Source organism: Salinirubellus salinus, assembly GCF_025231485.1.
Classification (GTDB): domain Archaea; phylum Halobacteriota; class Halobacteria; order Halobacteriales; family Haloarculaceae; genus Salinirubellus; species Salinirubellus salinus.
The window spans coordinates 1,061,622-1,087,706 of sequence record NZ_CP104003.1; the positions used below are offsets into that span (position 1 = coordinate 1,061,622).

31 protein-coding genes and 1 tRNA gene are annotated in these 26,085 nt (G+C 69.6%); 22 read left to right on the plus strand and 10 right to left on the minus strand.

Annotated elements, in window-relative coordinates; translation table 11 throughout:
• Positions 1-55: 55 nt before the first annotated feature.
• From N0B31_RS05885 to N0B31_RS05895, 3 genes are all read left to right on the plus strand, one after another.
• The gene (locus N0B31_RS05885) at positions 56-2,089 is read left to right on the plus strand and encodes a hydantoinase/oxoprolinase family protein (protein ID WP_260594926.1); all 2,034 of its coding nucleotides are present in this window, start codon (positions 56-58) and stop codon (positions 2,087-2,089) included.
• Complete coding sequence (locus N0B31_RS05890; RefSeq protein WP_380627184.1) at positions 2,086-3,807, plus strand: hydantoinase B/oxoprolinase family protein; 1,722 nt, start codon at positions 2,086-2,088, stop codon at positions 3,805-3,807. The genes N0B31_RS05885 and N0B31_RS05890 overlap by 4 nt, the downstream gene beginning before the upstream one ends.
• A gap of 175 nt (positions 3,808-3,982) precedes the next feature.
• Complete coding sequence (locus tag N0B31_RS05895; RefSeq protein ID WP_260594927.1) at positions 3,983-4,447, plus strand: MaoC/PaaZ C-terminal domain-containing protein; 465 nt, start codon at positions 3,983-3,985, stop codon at positions 4,445-4,447.
• On the opposite strand, the gene N0B31_RS05900 is transcribed toward N0B31_RS05895, so the two are convergent.
• Together N0B31_RS05900 and N0B31_RS05905 are read right to left on the minus strand one after the other, a co-directional pair.
• Positions 4,444-5,004, minus strand: coding sequence for a type IV pilin domain-containing protein (locus N0B31_RS05900; RefSeq protein ID WP_260594928.1), 561 nt, complete (start codon positions 5,002-5,004; stop codon positions 4,444-4,446). The genes N0B31_RS05895 and N0B31_RS05900 overlap by 4 nt on opposite strands.
• A gap of 32 nt (positions 5,005-5,036) precedes the next feature.
• Positions 5,037-5,678, minus strand: coding sequence for a helix-turn-helix domain-containing protein (locus tag N0B31_RS05905; RefSeq protein WP_260594929.1), 642 nt, complete (start codon positions 5,676-5,678; stop codon positions 5,037-5,039).
• An 87-nt stretch (positions 5,679-5,765) separates the two neighbouring features.
• On the opposite strand from N0B31_RS05905, the gene paaA reads away from it, so the two are divergent.
• The 12 genes from paaA to N0B31_RS05965 all read left to right on the plus strand — a co-directional run bounded on the left by paaA (position 5,766) and on the right by N0B31_RS05965 (position 13,605).
• Positions 5,766-6,716 carry a 1,2-phenylacetyl-CoA epoxidase subunit PaaA gene (gene paaA / locus N0B31_RS05910; RefSeq protein WP_260594930.1) on the plus strand — a complete coding sequence of 317 codons (951 nt, stop codon included), beginning with the start codon at positions 5,766-5,768 and terminating at the stop codon, positions 6,714-6,716.
• Positions 6,717-6,718: 2 nt separating this feature from the next.
• The gene (locus N0B31_RS05915) at positions 6,719-7,063 is read left to right on the plus strand and encodes a phenylacetic acid degradation protein PaaB (protein WP_260594931.1); all 345 of its coding nucleotides are present in this window, start codon (positions 6,719-6,721) and stop codon (positions 7,061-7,063) included.
• Positions 7,063-7,908, plus strand: coding sequence for a 1,2-phenylacetyl-CoA epoxidase subunit PaaC (gene paaC, locus N0B31_RS05920; RefSeq protein WP_260594932.1), 846 nt, complete (start codon positions 7,063-7,065; stop codon positions 7,906-7,908). The genes N0B31_RS05915 and paaC overlap by 1 nt, the downstream gene beginning before the upstream one ends.
• Positions 7,908-8,324: a 1,2-phenylacetyl-CoA epoxidase subunit PaaD gene (paaD, locus tag N0B31_RS05925; RefSeq protein WP_260594933.1), complete on the plus strand. Its 417-nt coding sequence runs from the start codon at positions 7,908-7,910 to the stop codon at positions 8,322-8,324. Before paaC ends, paaD begins: the two co-directional genes overlap by 1 nt.
• 1 nt (position 8,325) lies before the next feature.
• Positions 8,326-8,496 carry a PaaD-like zinc ribbon domain-containing protein gene (locus N0B31_RS05930; protein ID WP_260594934.1) on the plus strand — a complete coding sequence of 57 codons (171 nt, stop codon included), beginning with the start codon at positions 8,326-8,328 and terminating at the stop codon, positions 8,494-8,496.
• A 59-nt stretch (positions 8,497-8,555) separates the two neighbouring features.
• Complete coding sequence (locus N0B31_RS05935; RefSeq protein WP_260594935.1) at positions 8,556-9,122, plus strand: hypothetical protein; 567 nt, start codon at positions 8,556-8,558, stop codon at positions 9,120-9,122.
• Positions 9,123-9,189: 67 nt separating this feature from the next.
• Complete coding sequence (locus N0B31_RS05940) at positions 9,190-9,690, plus strand: GNAT family N-acetyltransferase (protein ID WP_260594936.1); 501 nt, start codon at positions 9,190-9,192, stop codon at positions 9,688-9,690.
• A 51-nt stretch (positions 9,691-9,741) separates the two neighbouring features.
• Positions 9,742-10,602: an NOP5/NOP56 family protein gene (locus N0B31_RS05945; protein ID WP_260594937.1), complete on the plus strand. Its 861-nt coding sequence runs from the start codon at positions 9,742-9,744 to the stop codon at positions 10,600-10,602.
• Complete coding sequence (locus N0B31_RS05950) at positions 10,595-11,230, plus strand: fibrillarin-like rRNA/tRNA 2'-O-methyltransferase (protein WP_260594938.1); 636 nt, start codon at positions 10,595-10,597, stop codon at positions 11,228-11,230. Before N0B31_RS05945 ends, N0B31_RS05950 begins: the two co-directional genes overlap by 8 nt.
• Positions 11,231-11,314: 84 nt before the next feature.
• Positions 11,315-12,388, plus strand: coding sequence for a glutamate--cysteine ligase (locus N0B31_RS05955; RefSeq protein ID WP_260594939.1), 1,074 nt, complete (start codon positions 11,315-11,317; stop codon positions 12,386-12,388).
• 50 nt (positions 12,389-12,438) lie between these two features.
• Positions 12,439-12,966, plus strand: coding sequence for a winged helix-turn-helix domain-containing protein (locus N0B31_RS05960; RefSeq protein WP_260594940.1), 528 nt, complete (start codon positions 12,439-12,441; stop codon positions 12,964-12,966).
• A 132-nt stretch (positions 12,967-13,098) separates the two neighbouring features.
• Complete coding sequence (locus N0B31_RS05965) at positions 13,099-13,605, plus strand: phosphopantetheine adenylyltransferase (RefSeq protein ID WP_260594941.1); 507 nt, start codon at positions 13,099-13,101, stop codon at positions 13,603-13,605.
• A gap of 87 nt (positions 13,606-13,692) precedes the next feature.
• Here the strand turns inward: N0B31_RS05965 and N0B31_RS05970 are convergent, their stop codons facing one another.
• Positions 13,693-15,048 (minus strand): ribonuclease J, encoded by a 1,356-nt coding sequence (locus tag N0B31_RS05970; RefSeq protein WP_260594942.1) that lies wholly within the window; start codon positions 15,046-15,048, stop codon positions 13,693-13,695.
• Between the two features lie 346 nt (positions 15,049-15,394).
• Here N0B31_RS05970 and N0B31_RS05975 point away from each other — a divergent pair, with 346 nt between their 5' ends.
• A complete protein-coding gene (locus tag N0B31_RS05975; protein WP_368389219.1) occupies positions 15,395-16,846 on the plus strand; it encodes an NAD(P)/FAD-dependent oxidoreductase in 1,452 nt (483 codons plus the stop codon).
• Between the two features lie 230 nt (positions 16,847-17,076).
• Here N0B31_RS05975 and N0B31_RS05980 read toward each other — a convergent pair.
• Both N0B31_RS05980 and N0B31_RS05985 read right to left on the minus strand, forming a co-directional pair.
• Positions 17,077-17,160, minus strand: a tRNA-Leu gene (locus N0B31_RS05980).
• Between the two features lie 40 nt (positions 17,161-17,200).
• Entirely contained in the window at positions 17,201-17,716 is a 516-nt protein-coding gene (locus N0B31_RS05985) for an MOSC domain-containing protein (protein WP_260594943.1), read from the minus strand.
• Positions 17,717-17,798: 82 nt separating this feature from the next.
• Here N0B31_RS05985 and N0B31_RS05990 point away from each other — a divergent pair, with 82 nt between their 5' ends.
• The 4 genes from N0B31_RS05990 to N0B31_RS06005 all read left to right on the plus strand — a co-directional run bounded on the left by N0B31_RS05990 (position 17,799) and on the right by N0B31_RS06005 (position 20,517).
• The gene (locus tag N0B31_RS05990; protein WP_260594944.1) at positions 17,799-18,107 is read left to right on the plus strand and encodes a transcription initiation factor IIB family protein; all 309 of its coding nucleotides are present in this window, start codon (positions 17,799-17,801) and stop codon (positions 18,105-18,107) included.
• Between the two features lie 382 nt (positions 18,108-18,489).
• Entirely contained in the window at positions 18,490-19,533 is a 1,044-nt protein-coding gene (gene idsA3, locus N0B31_RS05995) for a geranylfarnesyl diphosphate synthase (RefSeq protein ID WP_260594945.1), read from the plus strand.
• A gap of 102 nt (positions 19,534-19,635) precedes the next feature.
• Complete coding sequence (locus N0B31_RS06000) at positions 19,636-19,818, plus strand: hypothetical protein (protein ID WP_260594946.1); 183 nt, start codon at positions 19,636-19,638, stop codon at positions 19,816-19,818.
• Between the two features lie 63 nt (positions 19,819-19,881).
• Positions 19,882-20,517 (plus strand): DsbA family oxidoreductase, encoded by a 636-nt coding sequence (locus tag N0B31_RS06005; RefSeq protein ID WP_260594947.1) that lies wholly within the window; start codon positions 19,882-19,884, stop codon positions 20,515-20,517.
• A 6-nt stretch (positions 20,518-20,523) separates the two neighbouring features.
• Here N0B31_RS06005 and N0B31_RS06010 read toward each other — a convergent pair whose 3' ends face one another.
• The gene (locus tag N0B31_RS06010; RefSeq protein ID WP_260594948.1) at positions 20,524-20,646 is read right to left on the minus strand and encodes a hypothetical protein; all 123 of its coding nucleotides are present in this window, start codon (positions 20,644-20,646) and stop codon (positions 20,524-20,526) included.
• A gap of 90 nt (positions 20,647-20,736) precedes the next feature.
• On the opposite strand from N0B31_RS06010, the gene N0B31_RS06015 reads away from it, so the two are divergent.
• On the plus strand, positions 20,737-22,446 hold the full coding sequence (locus tag N0B31_RS06015) for a glutamate--tRNA ligase (protein ID WP_260594949.1): 1,710 nt from the start codon (positions 20,737-20,739) through the stop codon (positions 22,444-22,446).
• 9 nt (positions 22,447-22,455) lie between these two features.
• Here the strand turns inward: N0B31_RS06015 and N0B31_RS06020 are convergent, their stop codons facing one another.
• Both N0B31_RS06020 and N0B31_RS06025 read right to left on the minus strand, forming a co-directional pair.
• On the minus strand, positions 22,456-23,415 hold the full coding sequence (locus tag N0B31_RS06020) for a type IV pilin domain-containing protein (protein ID WP_380627197.1): 960 nt from the start codon (positions 23,413-23,415) through the stop codon (positions 22,456-22,458).
• A 111-nt stretch (positions 23,416-23,526) separates the two neighbouring features.
• Positions 23,527-23,832 carry an antibiotic biosynthesis monooxygenase family protein gene (locus tag N0B31_RS06025; RefSeq protein ID WP_260594951.1) on the minus strand — a complete coding sequence of 102 codons (306 nt, stop codon included), beginning with the start codon at positions 23,830-23,832 and terminating at the stop codon, positions 23,527-23,529.
• 76 nt (positions 23,833-23,908) lie between these two features.
• Between N0B31_RS06025 and N0B31_RS06030 the strand changes: the two genes are divergently transcribed.
• Positions 23,909-24,448, plus strand: a complete 540-nt coding sequence (locus N0B31_RS06030; RefSeq protein ID WP_260594952.1) for an acyltransferase — start codon at positions 23,909-23,911, stop codon at positions 24,446-24,448.
• Positions 24,449-24,454: 6 nt separating this feature from the next.
• Here N0B31_RS06030 and N0B31_RS06035 read toward each other — a convergent pair whose 3' ends face one another.
• Entirely contained in the window at positions 24,455-25,261 is an 807-nt protein-coding gene (locus N0B31_RS06035; protein ID WP_260594953.1) for a mechanosensitive ion channel domain-containing protein, read from the minus strand.
• A 1-nt stretch (position 25,262) separates the two neighbouring features.
• The gene (gene dacZ, locus N0B31_RS06040) at positions 25,263-26,072 is read right to left on the minus strand and encodes a diadenylate cyclase DacZ (RefSeq protein WP_260594954.1); all 810 of its coding nucleotides are present in this window, start codon (positions 26,070-26,072) and stop codon (positions 25,263-25,265) included.
• Between the last annotated feature and the right edge of the window lie 13 nt (positions 26,073-26,085).

The window sequence follows — 26,085 nt, forward strand, 5'->3', positions numbered from 1 at the left end:
GCCACCCAGGGCTCGGCAGGGGAAGCTTCAGGCCGGGGCCCGCCGTCGGGTGGGTATGCACGGAGCGGACACCGACCGGCGGCGACCCAGACTGGGGGTGGACGTCGGCGGGACGTTCACCGACCTCGTCGCGGTGGTCGACGGCCGACTCGCGGTCGAGAAGGTCGCGTCCACGCCGGACGCCCCAGAACGAGGGGTCCTCGACGCGGTTCGGAGCGGCAGCCTCGACCCAGCGACGGTCGGCTTCTTCGCGCACGGGACCACCGTCGCCACCAACGCCGTCCTCGAGGGCGAGTGGGCCGACACGGCGCTCGTCACGACCGCGGGCTTCCGCGATGCGCTCGAGATCGGTCGACAGGACCGGCCCTCGCTGTACGATCTCCACGCCGAGAAGCCACGGCCGGTCGTGGAGCGTGACCGGCGCTTCGAGGTCCGCGAACGCCTCGACGAGCGCGGCGAGGTGCTCGAACCGCTCGACGAGTCGAGTCTCGACAGTGTGGTCGAATCGGTCCGGGAGGCGGGCGTCGACAGCGTCGCGGTCTCGCTCCTGTTCGCGTACGAGAACCCTGCCCACGAGGAACGGGTCGCCGCGCGCCTGCGCGAGACGCTCGACCCCCCGCCTTCGGTATCGCGCTCCAGTGCCGTCCTGCCGGAGGTCCGTGAGTACGAGCGGACGCTCGTCACCTGCCTGAACGCCGCGCTCCGGCCCGTCGTCGACACCTACGTCGGCGCACTCGACCGGTCGCTCGAGGACGCCGGGCTGGGAACCTCGCTCCGGCTGATGGGGTCGAACGCGGGGCTGATGTCGGCGACAGCCGCACGCGAACGTCCGGTGCAGACCCTGCTCTCGGGGCCCGCGGCGGGCGTCCGGGGTGCCACCCACGTCGCCGGACGTGCGGGGTTCGACGACCTCCTGACGATGGACATGGGCGGTACCTCGTGCGACGTCTCGCTGGTACGCGAGGGGGATCCGGCCGTCTCGACGGCCGTCGAGGTGGGTGACTACCCGGTGGGCGTCCCGATGGTGGACGTCCACACCGTCGGCGCCGGGGGCGGGAGTATCGCGCACGTCGACGCGGGCGGTGCCCTGCGGGTCGGGCCGTCCTCGGCCGGGGCGGACCCCGGGCCGGTCTGCTACGGCCGCGGGGGGACCGAACCCACCGTGACGGACGCGAACTTCGTCCTCGGGCGCATCGACCCCGAGGCCTTTCTCGGTGACGTGGGCGGGGCGGAGAAGGCGGCCCAGGACGCCGTGGCCGACCTCGCGGCCGAGATGGGGACGGCCACGCGCGACGCCGCCGCGGGCGTCCTCGACGTCGCGAACGCGAACATGGCGCGGGCGCTCCGCGTCGTCTCGGTCGAGCGGGGCCACGACCCGCGCGAGTTCACGCTCGTCGCGTTCGGCGGGGCTGGACCGCTCCACGCGTGTGCGCTCGCCGCCGAAGTCGGTGTCCCCCGTGTCCTCGTACCGCGTGCGGCCGGCGTGCTCTCGGCGCTCGGCCTGCTCGTCTCGGACCTCACGTACGACGAGTCCGTCTCGCGGGTCCGCCCGTTCGAGACGGTAGCCACCGAGACGGTGACCGAGACGCTGGCCGACCTCGAGCGGCGGGGCCGTGCCCGACTCGACGAGACGGACGTCGACGAGGTGCGCGTCGAACGGTCCCTCGACGTGCGCTACCGCGGGCAGTCGTTCGACCTGTCCATCCCGGTCGACGCCGATGGTCCCGACCTCGACGCGCTGGCCGACCGCTTCCACGACGCCCACGAGCGGCGGTATGGGAGCGCCTCGCCCGGCGAACCGCTCGAACTCGTCACGGTTCGGGTGCGCGTCAGGGGCGTCGTGGGCCCGCCGGAACTGACCGTCCCCGACCGGACCGGGACCGTCGCCGACGCGAGACGCGAGACGCGGTCGGTCTGGTTCGACGGCGAGATGTCGACCCCCGTCTACGAACGGGCGGCGCTGCCCACCGGCGCACGGGTCGACGGCCCGGCCGTCGTCGAGGGGAGCGAGTCGACCCTCGTCGTCCGGCCCGACGACGCCGTCTCCGTCGACGCCGACGGGAACCTCCTCGTGGAGGTGGAGCCGTGACCGACGCCCCCGACGGGGTCGACCCGGTCACCCTCGAGGTGGTCAGGAACGCCGCCGAGTCCGTCGCCGACGAGATGAACGCCACCCTCGTCCGGACGGCCTACTCACCGAACGTCAAGGAGCGACGCGACTGCTCCTGTGCCCTGTTCGACGCCGCGGGGCGGATGGTCGCGCAGGCGGAGAACATCCCGGTCCACCTCGGGGCGATGCCGTTCTCCGTCACCGCCGCGCTGGAGCGGTTCCCACCCGCGGCGCTCGAACCCGGCGACGCCGTCCTGCTGAACGACCCCTTCGCCGGCGGCGCCCACCTGCCGGACCTCACGCTCGTGACGCCGGTGTTCGCCGACAGCGACGACCCCGTCGCGTTCGTCGCCAACCGGGCGCACCACGCCGACGTGGGCGGTGCTCGGGCGGGTGGTGTCGCGGCCGACTCCACCGAGATATTCCAGGAGGGCCTGCGCATCCCGCCCGTGAAACTGTTCGGCGGCGGCGAACCGAACGAGGCCGTCTTCGACCTCCTGCTGGCGAACGTGCGGACGCCCGAGGAGCGCCGCGGCGACCTGCGCGCCCAGCGGGCGGCCAACGAGACGGGACGCCGACGCTACCAGTCGCTCGTGGAGCGGCACGGTCGCGACCATCTCGCGACGGTCCTCGACGCCCTGCAGGACTACAGCGAGCGCCGGATGCGGGCGGCGCTCGCGGACGTCCCGGACGGTAGCTACCGCTTCGCGGACGTGCTCGACGACGACGGCCGCGGTACCGAGGACCTGCCCGTCGTGGCCACCGTCACCGTCGAGGGCGAGGCGGTCACCGTCGACTTCGAGGGGACGGCCCCGCAGACGGCAGGCCCGGTCAACGCCGTTCGAGCGGTGACCGTCTCGGCGACGTACTACGCCGTCCGGTGTGTGACCGACCCGGAGATCCCACCGAACGCCGGCTGTTACCGGCCGGTGACGGTCCAGACACCGGCCGGGAGCATCGTGGACCCGGAGCCACCGGCGGCCGTGGTGGCGGGCAACCTCGAGACCTCACAGCGCGTGACGGACGCGGTGCTGGGTGCGTTCGCCGAGGCCGACCCGACGCGGGCCGTCGCCGCCGGACAGGGGACGATGAACAGCGTCACCTTCGGTGGGACGGACCCCCGAACGGACGGGCCGTTCACCTTCTACGAGACGCAGGGCGGGGGCTTCGGCGGCCGTGCGGGTGCCGACGGGATGGACGGCGTCCACGTCCACATGTCGAACACGCTGAACACGCCTGTCGAGGTGCTGGAGACGGCCTACCCACTCCGGGTGCGACGGTACCAGCTCCGCGAGGACACCGGCGGGGCGGGCGAGTTCCGCGGTGGACTGGGTCTCAGGCGCGACGTGGAGGTGACGACGGAGGCCGAGTTCTCGCTCGTCGCCGACCGACATCGGCACGCCCCGTACGGCGTCCGGGGTGGCGAACCGGGCGCTCGGGGGGGAGCCTACCGGCTCTCGGACGCGGACGAGTCCGACGAGACGGCGACACAGCTCCCGGGGAAGACGACGGGGGCGCTCTCGCCGGGCGAGGTGCTCTCCATCCGGACGCCCGGTGGAGGTGGCTACGGCGACCCCGCAGCCCGTGACCCGGCAGCCGTCGCTCGGGACCTGCGACTCGAGAAGGTGTCGGGCGACCACGCCCGCGAGGCCTACGGCTACGACCCGGACGACGGGACCGGCGAGGAGCGCGACTGACCCGCGCGGCCGTCGCCGCCACGCTGGCGAACAGGTGGGGCACCGCTCGCGGGTCGGTCGCCCCACGCACCCGCGGTCCCGACCCGGCAGGACTCAGCGCACGGGCCATCTGCTCCCGGGATCGTATTTGAACGTCGGGGCAGGGAGTTATCGGCCCCCCGGTCCACGGGCCGGTATGCCATACAGTTACGAACCGCAGTACTACGAGGACCTGACGGAGGGCGAACGGTTCGAGTCGGCTGGCCGGACGGTCACGGAGACGGATATCGGGATGCACTCGGCACTCACTGGCGACTGGACGGAGGTCCACACCAATGCCGAGTACGCCGCCGGGACACGGTTCGGCGAGCGCATCGGGCACGGGCCGCTGACGTTCTCCTTAGCGACGGGACTGTTCGCCCGGTGCGGGGTGATGGAGCGAACCGTCGTGGCGTTCCTCGGCGTCGACGACCTCCACTTCCCGCGTCCGGTCCACATCGGGGACACCGTCTCGGCGACGTTCGAGGTGACCGGCCGCCGCGAGTCCGCGAGCCGTGATGGGGCCGGCATCGTCGACTTCGATACCAGCGTGACGAACGACGACGACGAACCCGTCCTCGAGATGACGATGCGGTTCATGTTCTCGAAGCGCGAGGCCTAGCGCGCGACGAGCGTCTCCGCCGCGAAGACGGTCCCCGAGGGGGTGTGGACGAACAGTACCTCGACACGGTCCCCCGAGTCGAGTTCGACGTCACCACTCGTGATGCGGAATCCCACGGTGTCTCCAGCCGACCACCGACCGTCCGTGTCCGGGGTGTCGGTGGAGATGGGGCCCACCGTCTCACCGTATCGCTCGTCGAAGAAGTCGGGCCCGTCGACGTTCGCGGCCGTCAGTCTGTCCGCGGCGACGGGGAAGCCGACCAGCCGTGAGCGGGTGTCGGCGCTCGGAACGACGACGACGATAGAGAGGTGCTCGACGGCGACGGGCTCGCCGCCCTCGTGGGTGATACGGACCTCCTGTTCCTGCCCACCGCCGAGAGCGTAGGCAGCCAGCGGTTCGGCCTCGGTCCGGACCATCGGTCCCCGCTCGGGGACGCCGTCTGTGAGCCCCAGCGCGAACGCACCGAGGGTCGACGCGAGGACGACGGCGACACCGACCAGCAGGACGACCCCCACCACGGGCGTCACGGCACGCTGGTCGCTCGCTGTCGGTAGCATACGCCGGATTCCCGCCCCTTCGCACAAGAACCTCAGCCGTCGTCGAACAGGTGGCCGAAGAAGGTGGCCTGCGCGCGCCGGAGTCGTTCGAGGAAGGCGGACTTCGAGATGCCGAGTTCGTCGGCCACGTCACGGGCCGTCACCTCCCGCGGGACCGAGAAGTAGCCCAGCCGGAACGCCGCCTCCACCGCCTCGGACTGGCGTGGCGTCACGTCCCAGCGCTGGGCGACGGGGGTGTCCTCGTGGGCACGGAGCGACGAGATACGCTCCAGCGAGACGCCGACCGTCTCGCCGGCGGCCGCGAGCACCTGGTCGAGCACGTCCTGTCCGACCACCGCGCCCACGAAACGCTCCGTCCCGTCGCGGAGGTGGATGGAGTCGACGAGGAACCCCACGTCCACGAGACTGTGGACCACGCACGCCTCCTTCGCGAGACATCGGTAGTTCCACCGGCCGTCGGCGGCCGTCCGGTGGAGGTAGCGGATGCGGTCGTCCTCGTCGAGGTACTCGCCCACGGCCTCGCTCGGGCTGGAGAAGTGGAGCAGCGCGTTCCCGTCCCGCCGCAGGAGGGGTGGCTGGGCGTCGACGCTCGTCCCCACCTCTCGGGTGGCGTCGGCCAGCGGGCAGTCGTCGTCGGTGACCCGGAACTCGACGACGAGGCACTCCGCTATCATGCACGTGCACAGGGACCACACCTACTTGAAACCGCGCTATGGACGGGTCAACCCGTATGAGAGTCCGTCACAGAGATGCGCGGAGAGATGCCACCCCTCGACATCGAGACGGTCAAGGAACGGGCGGGCCCCCGCGAGTTCGGGCCGGGCGACGACATGCCCGAGGAGTACCGCAAGGCCGCGACCCGGATGATCCAGTTCCACGCGAACTCGGAGATCATGGGCGCGTACATCGAGCGGCCGTTCATCCGACAGGCTCCGTCGCTGGAGCGGAAGTTGGCGGTGAGCGCGCAGGTGCAGGACGAGATCGGTCACGGGCAACTGCTCTACCGCGCCGCCGAGAACCTCGGCGTGAAGACCCGCGAGCAGATGCTGGACGAACTCGCCAGCGGCGAGGGGAAGTTCCTCAACTGCTTCCACTACCCGCTCTCGCACTGGTACGAGCTGCCGATGATAATGTTCTTCGTCGACGGAGCGGCGATGCGTCGGCAGGCGACCCTCAAGCGCACCTCGTGGGAGCCGTACGCGCACGCCATCGACAAGATCTGCTTCGAGGAGGGGTTCCACATCAAGCACGGCGAGGACATCCTCCGCGAGATCGCCAGCGGCTCGAACCACGACCGAGAACTCCTGCAGGAGGCGTTCGAGAGGTGGTGGCCGCGCATCCTCCAGTTCTTCGGGCCGACGAACGACCAGTCGGTCCACGGTGGGTTCGCGATGGACGTGGGGCTGAAGACGATGACCAACGACGACCTCCGGACGGCGTTCCTCAACGCCTACCTCCCGAAGGCCGAGAAGTACGGCCTCGAGATTCCGGACACGCCGCACGTCGAGTACGACTCTGAGGCCGACCGCTACGAGGTGGCCGAGGAGGACCTCGACTGGGACGAGTTCGGCGAGGTCGCACGCAACGAGTACCCCACCGGCGCCGAGCAGATCGCGCGTCGACGGCGGCGGCAGGAGGCCGTCGAGTGGGTCCGTGAAGCGATTCTGGACGACTCGCCCGGCGTTGGGACCACCAGCGCCGCGGCCGACTGACCATGCGCTGGGAAGTGTTCAGACAGGAGAAGAAGAAGGACTACCACGTCCACGTGGGCGACGTCCACGCGCCGAACGCCGAACTGGCGAAGCAGTACGCGCAGGTGATGCACGCCCGCCGGAAGCCGGCCAACTCGCTCTGGGTCGTCCCGAAGGACGCCATCGAGACGGTGGAGGCCGACGACCACGACGTAGCGATGGGCGGCCTCACCCAGCGCGAGTACCGCTGGGCGACCAACTACAACACCGGCGAGATGGCCGCGGAGATCGAGGAGTCAGAGGCCGAACAGGTCGAGGCCGAGCGCGAGCGCAAGAAGGCCGCCGGGCAGGGCGGGGGCGACGACTGATGCCCGAGATTCTCGACCCCGCGTCGCTCTCGGACGCCGACCGGGCGGCCGTCGTCGCCGAACTGGAGTCGCTGGCCGACGACGAGTTCGTCGTCGCCGAGCGCTACATCGACTGGCAGGTCCGCGGCCCCACCCTCGAGGCCGACCTCGCCGTCGCCAACATCGCACAGGACGAGTACGGCCACGCGCGACTCTGGTACGACCTGCTCGAGGACTTCGGGCGCACCGAGGCCGAACTCATCTGGGAGCGTCCGCGCGAGGAGTTCCGTCACACCACGATGGCCGAACTCGCCTACGAGGTCGGAGACTGGGCCGACTGCGTGCTCCGTGGGTACCTCTACGACCACTTCGAGCGGCTCCGGCTCGAGGCGCTCCAGGAGACGACCTACCCGCGCATCGCGGACCGGGTCGGCAAGGTGGTCGGGGAGGAGCACTACCACCGTGACCACGCCGAGAACTGGCTGGAGCGACTGGCCGACGGGCCGGCGAGTGCGACTGAGAGCGAGGCCCAGCGCCGGCTCCAGGCAGCGCTCGAGCGCCTCTACCCTCACGCGCTGACGATGTTCGAACCCACCGAACACGAGTCGCGTATCGTGGCGTCCGGCGTCCGGCCGGTGTCGCTGGCCGAACTCCGCGAGGACTGGCTGGCCGTGACGACGCCCTTCCTCGAGGGACTCGGACTGTCCGTGCCGGAGCCACGCCTCCCCGAGTCGGGTGTCCGTGGCCGCGACGGCACCCACTCCGGCGACTGGGACCGGCTGTACGACGAGTTCACGTACACCTACGAGATGCTCGGGCGCGAGCCGGCGAAGTTGATGACCGACCCCGACGAGGTGGACGTCTGATGGCCAGCGGCGAGTTCGACGACGACCCGCGCTACTGCGGGTACACGACCTACGAGTTCGGCGAGGTCGACCCCGACGGCTTGCCCGCGACGGGCGAGGGTGCGACGGGCGTCGAGCGCCGCGTCTGGGACGCGCTCTACGAGGTTGAGGACCCGGAGATGCCCGTCTCCGTCGTCGACCTCGGACTGATCTACGGCGTCGACGTGACCGACGGTCACGCGAGCGTCCGGATGACGCTCACGTACACGGGCTGTCCCGCCCGCGACATGCTCCTCGGCGACGTGGAGAGCGCGGCGGCGAGTGCCGAGGGAGTCGAGTCGTCCGCGGTCGAACTCGTCTGGTCGCCGGAGTGGAGTCTCGACCTCGTCACCGAGGCCGGGAAGACGGCCCTCCGCGAGTTCGGGGTGAGTATCTGAGATGCGCGGCCTCCGTCCCGACCCGTCGACCGACGTGGCGGCCGACGGCCCCGCGGCCTGCCCGTACTGCGGCGGCGAGAACACCGAGCGGGAACACCCACGGGGGCCGTCGCGGTGTCGGTCCATCCACTTCTGTCTCGACTGCGAGGAGCCGTTCGAGGCGATGACGTAGGTACAGCGGCGGTTTGACACTCCTGAAGACACTTTACAGCGGCCCCGTTCGACGTGGGTATGCGACGTGCCCTCCCGCTCGTTGCGCTGGCATCGCTCCTCGTCCTCCCCGGCTGTCTCTCGGCCGCCGGTCCGGGGAGTCCGACGCCCGAGACGCCGGACCGGACCGACACGCCGTCGCCGTACCCCACGCCGACGGGCGCGTGTGACGCGGTGGACCAGCAGACCGTGGACCCGTACCGTGACGACGTGGAACCGAGCGACCTGCCGTCGCGGCCGACGAACCTGACCGCCGAGTCCGTCGAGGCCTACGTCGCGTCGTTCGAGGAGGCGTACGCGCGGAACGGAGCCCTCTCGGACGCCTCGACGCAGGTGAACACGCTGGTGACCGTCGAGAACGTCACCGAGCGGGACGGGACCTGGGTCGTCGACCTCGTCTCGCGGACGAACACGTGGGCGCAGGGCACCGCGTCCGGCACCGCGACCGCGACGGTCGTCCACGGCGACGGTGCGAGCATCCACGTCCGCTATCACCTGTCCAGCGAGGGACTCTACCGGCAGGAACTGGGCTACGACGAGACGCCCCAGTCCGGCCAGTTCGGCCGCCCGGTGACCTGTCTCGGCTGAGCGGCGAGCCACCGGGGTGGGCACGTGCCGTGCAAACAGTTAACGCGTTGAGGGCGTACCCGGAGATATGAGAGTCGACACGGCGACACGCGACGACGTCGAGGCCATCCGGGACGTCGCACGGGCGTCGTGGGAGCACGACTACCCGGACATCCTGAGCAGCGAGTCGTTGCAGGCGGGCGTCGACGAGTGGTACTCGACCGACAGCATCCGTGACTCCGTCGACTGGCCGCGGGCGTCGGTGCTCGTGGCCCGAGTCGACGGCACGGTGGTCGGCTTCGTCCACGCCGTCTTCGACACCGACCGGGACGAGGGGAACGTCCTCCGTCTGTACGTCGAACCCGAGTACCGGGACGCGGGGGTGGGCCGGGCACTGCTGGAGGCGGTCCGCGACGAACTGTTCGACCGGGGGGCCGAGCGACTCCGGGCGATGGTGCTCGCGGCCAACGACCCCGGCAACGCGTTCTACGAGCACCTCGGCTTCGAACTCGACGGCGAGAGCGAGGTGGGGGTCGGTGGCGAGACCTACACGGAGCACACGTACGTGCTCGAACCGGACACCGAGTGAGCCATCCCGGACACCGGGAGGCCTATGTGAGCCAGTCCGCAACCGGGAGGCATGGACGAAGACGTGCCCTCGGGACGGGGGTGGTTCGAGGGCCTCGAACGCGGTGACGAGGCGGGACTCGCCGCGTCGGTCAGGGACGGCTCCGCCGAGATGCCCGCCGATTGGCCGGCGCTGGCCGTCGAGCGCGGGTTCGCCGACACCGAGGCGGCGTACTACGACACCCTCCACGAGACCGCGCTCGCGGCGACGCGGGCGGCCGTCCGGGAGGCGGAACGGGCCGGTGACCGGCAACTGGTCCACGCCGTCCGGGCGATGGACGACTGCAGCCGAACGGCCAACGAGCTCGCAGAGCGGGTCGAGGAGTGGGCCGGGAGCCTGCTGGACGAGTCGGGGACCGGGGTCGAGTTCGCCCGCGAGGTGGCAGAGAGCGGCGAGGTACCGGCCACGCTCCGGACGCTCGCCCAGCGGGTCGTCGACCTCGACGAGCAGGCGGCCCGCCTCCGGACGGACATCGAGCGGACCGCGCCAGACGTGGCGCCGAACCTCGCCGCGATGGCGGGGCCGGTCCTCGCCGCCCGACTCGTCTCGCTCGCAGGGGGCCTCGAGTCGCTGGCGAAGAAGCCCTCCGGGACCCTCCAGGTCCTGGGCGCTGAGGAGGCGCTGTTCGCCCACCTCCGAGGTCGAGCGCCGTCGCCGAAACACGGCGTCATCTACACCCACGACGCGGTGCGGAACACGCACCCGGACGACCGGGGGTCGGCATCGCGGGCGCTGGCGGGCAAACTCACCATCGCCGCTCGCGTCGACCACTACTCCGGCGAGCGCAAGCCCGAACTCGACGAGGAACTGCGCGAGCGTATCGCCGCCATCCGGGCACGGAAGCGTGGAGCCGAGGAGGACGGAGATGAGTGACCCAGCGCTCCCCGAGGGTGTCGAGCGACACGCGTTCGACAGTCGGGAGCGACTCGCCACCCGCGGCCCACCCGTGTACGGCGAACCGACCGACGGCGAGTGGCGGGCGTGGGACCCCTCGCGCTCGAAACTCGGCGCGATGCTCGAACTCGGGATGGACACCGGCCTCGCGGGCGGCGAGACGGTGCTCTACCTCGGTGCGGCCTCGGGGACGACCGTCTCGCACGTCGCGGACTGCTGTGGGCCGACCTACGCCGTCGAGTTCGCCGCCCGGCCCGCCCGCGACCTGCTCTCGGTGGCCGAGCCTCGTGGGAACCTCTTCCCCCTGCTGAAGGACGCCCGTCGACCAGCCACCTACGCGCACGTCGTCGAACCCGTCGACGTCGTCGTGCAGGACGTGGCCACGCGCGGGCAGGCCGACGTGGCGGTCCGGAACGCCCGGTTCCTGCCCGAAGGTGGGCGACTCCTGCTCGCCGTGAAGGCCCGGAGCGAGGACGTCACCGCCGACCCCGACGACGTGTTCGACGAGGTGACCGAGACGCTGTCTGCGGCCTACGAGGTGCTCGAGTCCCGTCGGCTGGACCGGTTCCACGACGACCACCTCGGGGTCGTCGCCCGGCGACGCTGACTGGCGGTCGACGACGAGGCGCGGTCGTGTGTCCCGAGCGGCCGAGGGGAACGTTTTAATCGACTCCAATCGCACCACGGCGGTATGGAGGAACTCGGGTCGGCCGAGGCGTTCGACCGCATGGGGAGCCTCGGTATCGAGGAGGAGTTCTACGTCGTCGACGCCGAGGGGCGGCCCACCTCGGGTACCGACGAACTCGTCTACGGCTCGGACCCGCCCGAGATCCTGGAGGGACGGCTCGACCACGAACTGTTCAAGTGCATCGTAGAGACCCAGACGCCCACGCTCGACGGCGTCTCGGCGGTCCGCGGTGCAGTCGCCGAGGTCAGGGAAGCCCTCGTCGACCACGCCGAGGCACACGGGTTCGGCATCGCCGCGGCCGGCCTGCACCCGGACGCGAACTGGCGTGAACTCGAACACGCCGAGAAACCGCGCTACCGCGCGCAACTCGACCGCATCCAGTATCCACAGCACCGGAACACGACCGCGGGCCTGCACGTCCACGTCGGCGTGGACGACGCCGACAAGGCGACGTGGGTCGCCAACGGACTCCGCTGGTACTGTCCGGTGATACTCGCGCTGTCGGCGAACTCGCCGTACTGGTGTGGGTTCGACACCGGTCTCGCGTCGGCCCGCGCGAAGGTGTTCGAGAACCTGCCGAACACGGGCATCCCGACCCGGTTCGCGGACTTCGAGGCGTATGCCGACCACGAGCGCCGGATGGTCGAGACGGGGTCGGTGGAGGACCGCGGGGAGCTCTGGTACGACGTGCGCCCCCACTCCGGCCACGGTACCGTGGAGGTCCGGTCACCCGACGCACAGGCCGACCCCGAGGTCGTCCACGCGTTCGTCGAGTTCGTCCACGCACTGGTGGTCGACCTCGCCGAGCGCTACGAGGACGGCGAGACTCTCGAGTGCCCCCGGCGCGAGATACTCGACGAGAACAAGTGGCGCGCCATCCGTCACGGCCATGAGGCCTCGTTCGTCCGCCGCGACGGCTCCGACACCGTCCCGCTGGGTGACGTGGTCGAGCGCGAGGCCGACCGCCTCGGCGTGGACGGCATCCGACGCGTGTTCGAGCGTGGCAGCGGTGCGACACGTCAGCGGGCACTGGCGGGCGACGGGGGCGGCGCGTTGCGCGATTCGCTGCGCCTGTAGACACAACATTCATACAGGGGAATTCCTTGTGTCCGACAGAGACGGACACGATGTCTACGGACGACCTACACGAGGACGACGACGAGGGTGACCAGCCGGCGATACCGGAGCGGCTCGAAGAGGAGGCTGGCACCGCGGTGTCGGGGTTCGACGACGGACTCGTCGACCTCCTGTCGTGGGTGCTGGACACGGAGACGCGTGCCCGCATCTACGTGGAACTCCGCGAGAGCCCGTGGTCGACGAGCGACGAGATCGCCGACGGGACGGGGCTCTACCCGAGTACCGTCCGCGAGGCGCTCGCCGCTCTCCACGAGGAGGCCATCGTCGAGCGTCGCAAGCGTCAGGCGCCCGGCGCCGGCAACAACCCCTACGAGTACACGGCCATCGCGCCGTCCGACCTCGTGGGGACCATCGTCGAGGAGGTGCAGTCCGAGTTGAACACGGTGTTCAACCTCGATACCTACCTCGGCGGCGAGGAGCCGACCGAGGACCCCGTCCACATCACGGTTCAGTCGGAGGGAGACACCGAGGCAGCGGGGAAGGCGGACGGAGCGGAGAGCGCAGAGAGCGACGACTAGTCGAAGAGCGCTCCTCGCGCATTCGGCGCTCGGAGCGGGTGCGCGTCCTGTCACTGTCGCACTACGACGGCACCGCACGCCCACCCGACAGCACCCGAAGCGCCTAAGCGAGAGGCCCCCGTCGCCCGTGCTATGCAGGTGGTTCTTGGGGGGACGTTCGACCCTGTTCACGACGGCCACCGGAAACTGTTCAGCCACGCGTTCGAACTGGGCGACCTCACGGTGGGGTTGACGAGCGACGAGCTGGCGCCGAGGACCCGAAACGTCGAGCGATACGTCCGCCCGTTCGACGAACGCAAGGTCGACCTCGAGGCCGAACTGGCGAAGCTCGCGGCCGAGCACGACCGCGAGTTCGAGGTCCGCGAACTCACGGACCCGATGGGTATCGCGACGGAACCGGGATTCGACGTGCTCATCGTCTCGCCGGAGACCACCGACGGCGGCGAGAAGGTGAACGAGATCCGCGCGGAGAAGGGCCTCCCCCCGCTCGAACTCGAGGTCGTCGACCACGTCTACGCCGAGGACGGCGAGAAGATATCGAGCACCCGCATCGTCAACGGCGAGATCGACGAGCACGGGAACCTGACACCCGACCGCGAGGGGCGCGAGGCGGTACGACAGTCGGAGACGGACGGGTAAGCGAGCGTCGTCGGGACGGTCGCGAGCGTCGGCACTGTTCGTGTGGCGTTCGAAGAAGGGTCGAGGAGCGACGCGGTCGCGGGTCGCCTACTCGTCGACCAGCGTGATGATGTTGCCGTTGTTCGAGACGTGCAGGTCACGCCCGAGGTCGTAGCCCTCGTGGGCCGCGAGGTCCGCGTACGGCGCGAACCCCTTCATGTCCTGGTGGGCCGGGATGAGGTGCTTGGGCTGGAGTGCCTTGAGCATCGTGTAGTGACCCTCGCTGTTGAGGTGGCCGGAGACGTGGATGTCGTCGTAGATGCGGGCACCCTGCATCCGCAGGAGCGTCTCGGACTGGTAGCGCTGCCCCTCGTTCGTCGGCTCCGGGATGACGCGAGCCGAGAATATGACCTTGTCACCCTCGTCCAGCTCGTAGGGCGTCTCGCCGCGGCCCATCCGGGTGAGCATCGCGCGCGGCTCACCCTGGTGACCGGTGACGATGGGGAGGTAGTCGCCCTTCCCCTCGTTCATGATTCGCTTGAACGTCCGGTCGACGGACTTCCGGTGGCCGTACATCCCGAGGTCCGACGGGAGGTCGACGAAGCCGAGTCGCTCGGCGGTGCCGGAGTACTTCTCCATCGAGCGCCCGAGCAGGACCGGCTGGCGGCCGATGTCCTGCGCGAACTCGACGAGCGACTTGACACGCGCGATGTGTGAGGAGAACGTCGTGGCGACGATGCCGCCGTCGTAGTCCTCGACACTCGTCATCACGTCCTGGAGGTGACGTCGGGCGACGGACTCGGAGGGCGTGCGGCCCTTCTTGCCCGCGTTCGTACAGTCCTCGATGTAAGCCAGCACCCCGGCGCCCTCGCGGCCGATCTCGCGGAAGCGCTTCATGTCGATGGGGTCGCCCAGCACCGGCGTGTGGTCCATACGCTTGTCGAGGCCGTAGACGATTGCCCCCTCGGGCGTGTGGACGACCGGGTTGATGGCGTCGATGATGGAGTGGGTGACGTTGACGAACTCGAGCTGGACGTTGCCCGAGTCGCCGATGTCGATGGTCTCGCCGGCCTCCATCTTGACGAGGTCGTTGTTGACCCCGAACTTCTCCTCGGACTGGATCTGCTGCTTGACGAGTTCGATGGTGAACGGCGTCGCCACGATGGGCGCGTTGTAGCGGTGGGCCAGTTTCGAGATGGCGCCGATGTGGTCGAGGTGGCCGTGCGTGGGCACGATGGCCTGCACGTCGCCCTCGATGTCGGACATGACGCGGTCGTCCGGGATGGCCCCCATGTCGATGAGGTCCAGCGAGTGCATCCGTTCGGTCTCGACGTTGTCGTGGATGAGGACCTTCGACAGGTTCAGGCCCATGTCGAAGATGACCACGTCGTCGCCCGCACGGACGGCAGTCATCTGCCGTCCGACCTCTTCGTAGCCGCCGATTGTCGCGATTTCGATTTCCATGGTTGGAGTCCGAGTCCGGGGCCGCCGGGGGGACCCGACACTCGCGGGCGACCGGCGTGTCACGAACACTCGCGGGTGGCGAGGGTGGTGTGTGGTGGTCCCGTCGTGGGACCGCCACGGGGTCGGTGGTCGGATGCCGCGAGGCCCCAGAGAGCCCGCACGGCCCGTCTCCCGCCGACGTCGCCGGTCGCCCGCGTCGAGTCCAGGGCGACCGATTGCTCGGTTACTCGTCCGTTTGCAGTGGGGACGTATATGTCTGGTGGGTCCACCCGGGGAGGGCGAGCCACGGCCTGTCACGCGGGCGACGAAACCGGAAACTAAGGGACACCCGACACGTACCCCCGGTATGCGAATCGCCGTCTTCGGTGCGGGCTACGCCGGACTCACCGTCGCCCGCCGACTCCAGCGCCGACTCCCGCCCGGCGCGCAGTTGCTCGTCGTCGACGAATCGTCCGACCACCTCGTCCGCCACGAACTCCACCGCGTCGTCCGGCGCCCGGACCTCGCCGAAGCCATCACCGTCCCACTCGAGGAGGTGCTCCCAGAGGCGAAACTCGTCCGTGGCCGCGTGAGCGAGGTGGACCCCGAACGAGGCCGCGCCGTGCTCGTGGACGAGGCCGGAGCGGAGCGTGCGCTGACCTACGACCTCGCCGCCGTCTGCCTCGGGAGCGAGACGGAGTTCCACGGCCTCTCCGGCGTCGAGGAACACGCCACGCCGCTGGAGGGACTCCGCGACGCGCGGGCCATCCGCGATGCGGCTCTCGACGCTGCCGGCGGACACGCCGTGGTCGGTGGGGGCGGCCTGACGGGCGTGCAGGTGGCCGGCGAACTCGCCGAGCTCTCGCGAGCGAAGGGACTCGGCCTCGACGTGACGCTCGTCGAGCGGAACGACCGGGTCGCGCCGGGGTTCGGCCGCACGTTCGCGCGGGCCATCGAGCGCGAACTCCGCGCACGGGACGTGACGGTGCTGACCGGTGCCAGCGTCGAGTCGGCCGACGCAGAGACGGTCAGGGTGGCCGGCGAGTCCCGCCCGTACGACGTGTTCGTCTGGGCGGGCGGCATCCACGGCTCAGCGGCGTTCGGCGGCGATCGACGGCCGGTCGGGGCGGACCTCCGGGTCGGCCGTGGGACGTTCGTCGTCGGCGACGCCGGGGTCGTGACAGACGAGCGGGACCGGACCGCCCCGGCGAGCGCCCAGACCGCCATCCAGCAGGCACGTGTCGCCGCCGAGAACATCACGCGAGTCGCGAAGGCCACCGGTACGGCCGACCCGGCGTTCGTCGCCGAGGACACTGACCTCGACGGGTACCGCCACGAGTCGCCGGGCTGGGTCGTGAGCGTCGGTGACGGCGCGGTCGCACAGGTCGGGCCGGTCGTCCTGAGCGGCGACCCTGCCCGCGCCGCCAAGGCGGTCATCGGCGCGGGTCACCTCGGCTCCGTCGGGGCCATCGAGTCGGCGGCCGACGTCGTCGCCGAGGAACTGGGCTGGCCCACGAGCGAGGCCGTCGAGGGCGTGGCGCTCCTCTCCGAGACACTGGACCTCGACCGACTGACCGAGACTACGGACCCCGCCTCACCCAGTGAGGTGGAGTACCCGCTCGCGCTCACCGGCGTCGCGCTGGCCGAGGCCTTCGGCACCCCTGACGTCGACCTCACCCTCGCCACCCGGCTGGCCGACCGGCAGTACCCCGGCAGTCCCGCACGGCTGTTCGACCAGACGGTGCTGAAGCCCGCCGAGTCGGTGCTCGAGCTGGCGACGTTCGGGGTGCTGGGTGGGCGGCCGGACGAGGAGGAGTGAGAGCGAGGTGAGTGTGTGGGACCGGATTCGAACCGTGCCGAGAATCGCTCCGCTCGTCTCGTCGGGATCGAACCCGCCCGTCAGCGCAGCCGCTGCTCACTTCGTTCGCAGTAGGATGCGTGGGACCGGATTTGAACCACGGTCGGACGTGCTCGCTCCGGTGTGCGCGCCCTCCCTGGTCCAGAATCCGCCCGTCAGCGCTTCCACTGCTCACTTCGTTCGCGGCAGGATGCGTGGGACCGGATTTGAACCGGCGGACTCCTACGAGACAGCGTCCTAAGCGCTGCGCCGTTTCCTGGCTTGGCTACCCACGCGCACCCCGAACTACCCCCGACCACCCCAAAAGAACGTCGCTTATCGCCCGACCCGGTCACGGATCGCGGCCACCAACCCCTCCCCGTCGAACGCCGTCGACTCGAGCACCTCAACCGGGTCACCCTCGCCGACCGCTCCACCCTCTATCACCCTCGCACACACCCCGCCACGACCCTGCTTCAACGCGCGCATCACACCCGACTCTTCGGCCACCCGTTCGACGTGCACGCAGGGCGGCCGCGGCCGCGTGCCCTCGAACACCGCGTCACCGACCCGGAACCGCGCGTCCAGCAGGTCATCGTGGACGTCGACCCCCTCCGTGACGAGGTTCCGGCGGTGCCGACCGTCGGTCAGGTCGATGTCGTAGCGCTCGCGTATCTCCGCCAGCGCCTCGCACTCGACGAACGTCACCTCGCACACGTCGAACGGGGAGTAGTACCCCTGCCCGGTCTGGTAGCGGTCACCCGCGAGGCCGCCCTCGACGGCGTGGATGGAATCCGTCCGCTGCATCGGTTCGCCGCCCGCCTCGGCGAACCAGATCTCGACGAGTCGCATACACCGACTTCGCTCGCTGGCGCGATAAGCGCTCCCCGCTCCCGGGGACGGAGTTAAGACGGCCGCTCCGTTACGGACCTCCGTGTACCGAGCGAGCGACGAGGTGGAACACGAGGCGTGGCTGGCACGGCTGAACGAGGCGGCCGACCGGCTCGAACTCGACGCCTCGGCCCGCTCACGCGCCGCCGACCTGTTCCTCTCGACACTCCCAGAGGCCGAGCGCTCGAAGCGAGCGGCGATGGCGACGGCGCTCTACGTCGCCGCACTCGTCGAGGGGGACCGCCGCTCGCAGACGGCGGTGGCCGAGGCGGCCGACGTCTCCCGGCTGACGGTCCAGAGCCGCTGGAAGACGCTGATGGCGGAGGCGGGGCTGGAACCGCCGTCGTGGTAGGTAGCGCGTCAGCGCGACGGCGACGACGCCAGTGCCGGCGAGCGCGAGCAGGACGCCGACGCCCGCGAACACGTCGGTACTGACGTCAGGGACGGCGACCGGCAACAGGAGGAACAGCTCGCCGAGCGGTGTCATCTGGAGACCGGCGAACGACTGACGGAGCGGGGGTCGGTCTGTCACCTCTCGACTGACGGACCTGTTGGCAAGTGCGTTTCGTCCGACGGCTCGTCCGATGACCGTCGTGCGCTGGCGAGCTCTCTGTTCTGGGGGCGCGCCCACGCAACTCGCGGGTCGCTCTGCTCCCGGCTCGCTACCCGTGGCCTCCTTGCGGTCGCCCACGCAACCCACGCCCCTTTTTACAGTCGGCGACCAGCCACCACCAATGACCGAGGACTCCCCGACCACTCTCGACGCCGCACTCCGGGCACGGCGTGAGCGGGTGAACGAGGCCATCGACGAACAGCTCCCCGTCCAGCGCCCCGAACGACTCTACGAGGCGTCGCGCTACCTGCTCGAGGCCGGCGGCAAGCGCCTGCGACCGACCATCCTCCTCCTGACCGCCGAGGCCGTCACGGGAACTGCGCCGATGGACGCCGACTACCGCTCGTTCCCCGACGTCGACGGCACACCGGTCGACGTGCTCTCGGCCGCGGTGAGCATCGAGGTCATCCAGTCGTTCACGCTCATCCACGACGACATCATGGACGACGACGACCTGCGCCGCGGGGTCCCGGCCGTCCACCGCGAGTACGACCTCGAGACGGCTATCCTCGCCGGTGACACGCTCTACAGCAAGGCGTTCGAGTACATGCTCCAGACGGGCGCGCCCGCCGAGCGGTCGGTGCGCGCGCTCGACGAACTCGCCACGACCTGCACCCACATCTGCGAGGGGCAGGCGTTCGACGTCGACTTCGAGACCCGTGGCGACGTCGCCGTCGACGAGTACCTCGAGATGGTCGAGCTCAAGACTGCGGTGCTCTACGCCGCAGCGGCCTCCATCCCCGCCGTCCTCCTCGGTGCGGACGACGAGACGGTCGACTCGCTCCGGCGCTACGGCCGCTCCGTCGGCCAGGCGTTCCAGATACAGGACGACCTGCTCGACCTGACGACGCCCTCGGACGAACTCGGCAAGACCCGTGGTTCGGACCTCGTGGAGAACAAACAGACGCTCATCACCCTCCACGCTCGGGAACACGGGGTCGACGTGGACTCGCTGGTCCCCACGGACGACGTCGAGGCCGTCGAGGAGTCGACCATCGAGGCCGCCGTGGCCGAACTGGAGACAGCCGGCAGCATCGACTACGCCCGCGAGGCCGCCGTGGACCTCGTCGAACAGGGGAAGGCCGAACTCCAGGTCCTCGAGTCCGGGCATGCACGGAGCCTCCTCGAGGACATCGCGGACTACCTCGTCGAGCGCACGTACTAGTGGACACGCGTGCAGTATGCACTCGTTAAGCACGTTCTCGACTGCATAACCGTGCGGATTACCACCTCTATACTGAAACCCGTAGCCCGGGAGGAGAGGGGTATGCACGACTACGCCGAGATGCGCCGCGGCATCCACGAGTTGATGACCGGCTTCGACCCCGTCCCCGAGGCGCGCACGACGGCGGACTTCGGCTGGAGCGAGGCCGAGCGCCTCGCCGCGGCCGAACGGCTCGGTCTCGACGACCACCAGCGACTCGTCCACACCCCCCGACAGTCCTCCTGAGTCGTCCCGCCTGTGGCGCACGGGAGAGGTAGACCTAACGGTCACGAGTGCGTCTTATGGGGCGTGAGCGAGAACGACCCCGGCGACCGTATCCGCGTCTACTCGGACTACGTCTGTCCGTTCTGTTACCTCGGTCGCGCCGCCCTCAACCAGTACCAGGAGCGCCGTGACGAGCCGCTGACCATCGACTGGCGGCCGTTCGACCTGCGGAGCCACAAGCGCCGGCCCGACGGTACCATCGACACGAGCGTCGACGACGGCAAGGACGAGGCGTACTTCGAGCAGGCCAAGGAGAACGTGCGGAAGCTTCAGGAGCGCTACGGCGTGGAGATGGAACTGGACCTCTCTCGCGACATCGACTCCTTCGACGCGCAGGTGGTCTCCTACCACGTCCGGGAACTGTACGACTACGCGACGTGGCTGGCGTTCGACGAGGCCGTGTTCGAGGCGCTGTGGACGGACGGCCGCGACATCGGCGACGAGGCCGTCCTCGTCGAGTTGGCCGAGGCGGCTGGCGTCGACGCAGCGGAGGTCCGGTCCGCACTCGACGACGAGACGCTCGACGCGGAACTCCGCGAGCGATTCGCCGAGGCCCAGCGACAGGGCGTCAGCGGCGTCCCGACGTTCGTCTACGGCGAGCACGGCGCCCGTGGTGCGGTCCCCCCGGAACACCTCGAACGGCTGGTCGAGGGCGTCTGAACCGACTCAGAGCCCCAGCGACCCCACGACGACGAACGTCACCGCGACGACGAGACCGACGAACGCCGCCAGCAGCGCTTTCTGTAGTGTCTGTGCCGCCCGCGTGTCACCGCTCCCCAGCCCCCACATGAGCGACACGTGTTGCCCGGACTACAAGAGTGACCCGACTCGCGACGCCGATTCCACGGGGGTTTTGACCCGCGGCCCTGACGGGTCGGTATGGACGACGCAGTACGCGAGCAGGCCGAACGGGAGGCCGAGGTGGCCGCCCTGTTCAACGCGCTCAAACACGGTTCCGACGCACAGGTCGGGGCCGTGATGGGGCCGCTGATGGGCGAGAATCCCGCGTTCCGCGAGTACGGCGACCAGATCGCGGGTGTCATCGCGCCCGTCGTGAACCGCGTGAACGAACTCGACGAGGCCGAGAAACGCGAGCGACTCGCCGAACTCGACCCCGAGGCCGTCGCAGACCTCGAGGCCGAGCCCGACGACGAGCACCCGCTCCCGGACCTCCCGAACGTCGAGGAGTACGACGAGGTCCGGATGCGCCTCGCGCCGAACCCGAACGGGCCGTGGCACCTCGGCAACGCCCGGATGCCGGCCGTCATCGGGACGTACAAACAGCGCTACGACGGCTGGATGCTCTGCCGGTTCGACGACACCGACCCGGAGACCAAGCGCCCGGACCTCGACGCCTACGACGCCATCCTCGACGCCATCGGCTACCTCGGCTTCGAGCCCGACGAGGTGGTCCGTGCGAGCGACCGGATGGAACACTACTACGACCGCGCTCGGGAGCTGATAGACCTCGATGGGGCCTACACCTGCTCCTGCGAGGCCGAGACGTTCCGCTCGCTGAAGGCCGACGCCGAGGCCTGTCCCCACCGCGACAAGGACACCGAGACCGTCCTCGAGGAGTTCGAGGCGATGGTCGACGGCGAGTACCGTTCCGGCGAGATGGTGCTCCGGGTCCGCACCGACATCGAGCACAAGAACCCCGCGCTGCGTGACTGGGTGGCGTTCCGGATGGTCGACACGCCGCATCCGCGCGAGGCGGCCAGTGAGTACCGCGCGTGGCCGATGCTCGACTTCCAGTCCGGTATCGACGACCACGCGTTCGACGTCAGCCACATCATCCGCGGCATCGACCTGCAGGACTCGGCGAAGCGCCAGCGCTTCGTCTACGACTACTTCGGCTGGGAGTACCCCGAGGTGGTCCACTGGGGGAAGATACAGATCGACGAGTACGACGTGAAGATGTCCACCTCGACGATCAAGGAGCTCGTCGAGAGCGGCGAACTCGACGGCTGGGACGACCCGCGTGCGCCCACGCTCGCCTCCGTGAAGCGCCGCGGCATCCGCGGGCAGGCCGTCGTCGACGCCATCGTCGAACTCGGCACCTCCACGAGCGACGTGGACCTCGCGATGTCGAACGTCTACGCGCACAACCGCGAACTCGTGGACGACGACACCGACCGCGCGTTCCTCGTCCGTGACAGCGTCTCGGTGCCCGTCTCGGGCGGTCCGGACGCCGGCCACCCGCCGGTCCACCCAGACCACGAGGACCGGGGGACCCGCGACATCCCCGTCGAGGGCGAGGTGCTCGTCGAGGAGGGCGACCTCCCGGCCGAGGGCGAGCGCATCTGGCTCAAGGGCTACGGCCCGGTCCGCTACGACGGCGAGACGTTCGAGTTCACCGACGAGAGTATCGACGTGGTCCGCGAGGAGGGCGTCGACGTGGTCCACTGGGTCGGCAGCGAGTCGGTGTCCGTCCGGATGCGGACCATCGACGGCGACGTGACCGGGCAGGCCGAACCCGGCCTCGCCGACTACGACGTCGACGAGCTGGTGCAGTTCGAGCGGGTGGGGTTCGTCCGTATCGACGCACACGACGAGGACGAGACGGTCGTCTACTACGCCCACCCGTAGTCGGTCGGCTCAGGTCCCGTCGGCGTCCTTCCCGCTGGGCGCGTAGCTCGCGTCGTCGGTCACGATGACCTTGTCGAAGGGGGTGCCGTCCTCACGCATCCAGACGCTGACCGTGTGGACGCCGGGGGAACCGACGTCCACCTTCACGCGTTGGCCACCCGCTTCGCTGGTCCACTTCCAGCCGGAGCCACCGACCGTCATGCCGAGGCCACGGTCGCTGGCGAGGGTACCTTCGAGGCCCGCGTGGACCGAGTCGTCGTCTCCGTTCGGCCCCTGCATCCGCACCCAGATGTAGTAGGTGCCGGCCGACTCGAAGTCGACCAGATAGTCCAGCCGCGGGCCGTTCGGGTCGAGGTACCCATTGTCGTTCCCGGCTGTCGGCTCGGCGACGAGGTACGTCCCGCTGCTCGCGCCGCTCTGCCGGCTCGAGTCCGTCCCCTCCTCCCACGTGTGGGCCTCGCCACCCACCGTACGGGGTTGTTGCACCACGTCGAACGACTCCGCCTCGAACGCGACGGCACCGTCTTCCACTCGGAACACGCGTTCGCCACCCGAGAGTACGAACTCCGTGAGGACGAAGGACCGGTCCTCACCCTCGGGCGTCCAGACGACGCGGAACTCCTCGTTGCCGTCTGCGGCCGGGAACGTCACGATGTCCCCTGCTTCGACGGGACCCGATGTCGGCCACGACCCGTACGAGACGGCGCCGTCCGGGTCGACTCCGTCGATAGCGAGTCGCTCACCGTCGACGCCGTCCGAGTTCTCGACGGTGATGGTGACGCCTTCGCCCTCCTCGTACTGCTCCGAGAACGTCACCGTCGGCGCCGGCTCCCCCGTCAGGTCCGTCAGGTCGAAGGCGTACACAGCGACGATAGACCCTAGTACGACTGCTACGGCCACCATCAGTATCACCCCGATGACCGGCGACACCCCCCGTCTGTCCGCGTCAGCAGACTGCCCCGCGTTCATGACACTCGTACGGTCGGACGGCAACCGCTGATAAAGTGCTGCTGTCTGCTTCCAGCTCCGAGGCGACTCCACCCCCTCGTGGTCGTCTCGGGGACCGACCCGTGGCACGTGTCACTCCTCGCCGTCCAGCCCGCCGTCCCCGTACTCCGTCAGCACTTCGGCGATGGTCACCTCGAACCCCCCGTACCACTCCTCGTAGCGAGCCTTCGCCTCGCGGTGGACCGGGTGCTCGCGGAACCGCTGGAGTCCCTCGGCCGTCTCCCAGCGGTAGGCGACGAGCGTGCGGTCACCGCGGTGCCACACGTCACGTCCCGCGTAGGCCGGGTTCGACTCGGCGGCTTCCTGCACCCGATCGTTCAGCGCCCGCCACTCGTCGTCGACGCGCTCCTGCACGAACTCGAACGTGACGAGGTACACGTCCCCTGCTGAGTCGCAGGCCGGCAAGTAGGTTCGCCTCGGACAGCACTAAGTCACCCTCCGTCGAAGCCCGCACGTGAGCGACACCGACGCGGCAGGGGAGGGGCCCGGAAGTGAGCGACCGTCCCGTTACGAGCGACTGGAGCGCATCGCCACGCCCGGCCCCCGGAACTCGCTGTGGTCGTGGACCGACCACAGGTCCGTCCCCCGCGTCGTGTTCAACTACCTGTTCGTGCTCCTCGCCCGACTCGCGCCCTCGCTGACGGTGAAGAACTGGGCGCTCCGGCGCCTCGGTGTCACCGTCGGCGAGGGCGTCTCGTGGGGGCTCGAGGCGACCCCGGACGTGTTCTGGCCCGAGCGCGTCACCCTCGGTGCGGACTGCATCGTCGGCTACGACGCGACCCTCCTCTGTCACGAGTTCCTGCAGGACGAGTTACGACTGGGCGACGTGCGGGTCGGCGACCGGGCGATGATCGGCGCGGGCGCCATCGTCCTCCCCGGCGTCGACATCGGCGACGACGCGCAGGTGGCGGCGAACTCGCTCGTGGCCGACGACGTGCCGCCCGGTGTGACAGTGGCTGGCGTGCCCGCCGAACCAGTCGGACGAGAGGAGTGAGGCCCGCTACTCGCCCCGGACCCGGACGATACCCTGCTGGAAGACGTGCCGGTTCGGCACGACGTGTTCCTCGCCGTCGCTCTCGATGCGCGTGACGAACACGTCGATCTCCTGGACGATGCCGCGCCGACCGTCGATTCCCACCTCGTCGCCGATGGTGTAGGGTTCGGTCAGCAGGAGGTACACCCCCGCCGCGGCCGAGGAGAGCATGTCCTTGAACGCCAGCCCGCCGAGGAAGAACACGCCGAACGAGTAGGCCGCCAGCAGGACGAGGAGGGCGGCCACCATCACGCCGAGCTGGGCGAGCGCGACGAGGAAGGCGACGTAGAATACGGAGTACTTCACGAGCGTCGGCACGAGCGTCACCTCGGGGAGCTTCACCGAGCGGAGCCGCTCGCTGGTCGCGAGTTCGGCCTTGTCGCCGAGGATGAGACCGACGATGACGACGAGCGCCGCGATGAACAGGTTCGGGAGGTAATCCACCAGCTGCGTGACGAACAGCTCCACGGTGAGCACACCCACCAGCCGGAGGGCGAGGACGACACCCACGGCGATGACGAACAGCCCCGAGAGCTTCGAGACGAGCCCGACAGTGGAGAAGCCGACTCGCTGGACCGTCCGCTCGAACGGCGTCCCCTCTACCACCTCCGGGACGCCGATGCGTTCCATCACCTCACGAAGCAGTCGCGTCACGCCGTAGCCGAGGAGGAGCGCTGTGACGAGCACCAGCACGGCGAGAAACAGGTCGAACTGTTCGGTCAGCAATCGCGTCAGTGCACGGAGCACGTCGCGGACCGTCACCTGTGCCAGCATCTCAGTAGTCCTCGGGGTCGAGTTCGAGTATCAGTTCGCCGCCCTGGAACGCCCGGACGAGCCCGTCGGACTCGGAAAGGACGATGGCGACGGCGTTCGTGTCACGGGTGATGGCGCCCGCGGCCATGTGCCGCGCGCCCAGCCCCTTCGGGATGTCGACGCCCTCCGCGCTCGGTTCGAGGTAGCGGTACGCGCTGACGATCTTGCCCGAGTCGCTGATGACGAAGGCGCCGTCCAGCCGCGAGAACTCCTTCAGCATCACGTTCACGATGGGGTCGCCGACGTGGACGTGGGACTTCTCGAACGGGTTGTACGAGAGCGGCCGGGACTTGTTCATCACCTTGCCGGCGTCGCCCACGACGAACAGGGCGCCGACCTGCTTGCCCTTCTGGCCCTTCTTCCCGAGTTCGATGGTGACCTCCAGCACGTCCCGGATGACGCCGGGTTCCGCACGGGAGTTGACGAACAGGTCGTAGACGCCGGAGCGCTCGAAGCCCGACGTCCGGACGCGGGTGACGGTGTCGATGTCGTCGCCGAACAGTTTGGCCGCGCAGGCCAGCTGCTGGTCGTCGTCGACGAACTCCCGCTGGATGGCGCCCTCGATGCCGAAACGGATGCGCTCGCGGAGGTCCGGGAAATCGACCGGGAGTTCCACGAACCGCTCGGCGTCGACGGTGTTCTCGGGCGCGACCACCACGACCGGTAGTTCCGCCTCGGCGAACCGGTCGTAGGTCGACCCGCTCGGCGAGAACAACAGGAGGGCGTCGACACCCTCGACGACTGACCCGAGCAGGTCGTGCAACTCGCTCATTACTATCTCCACT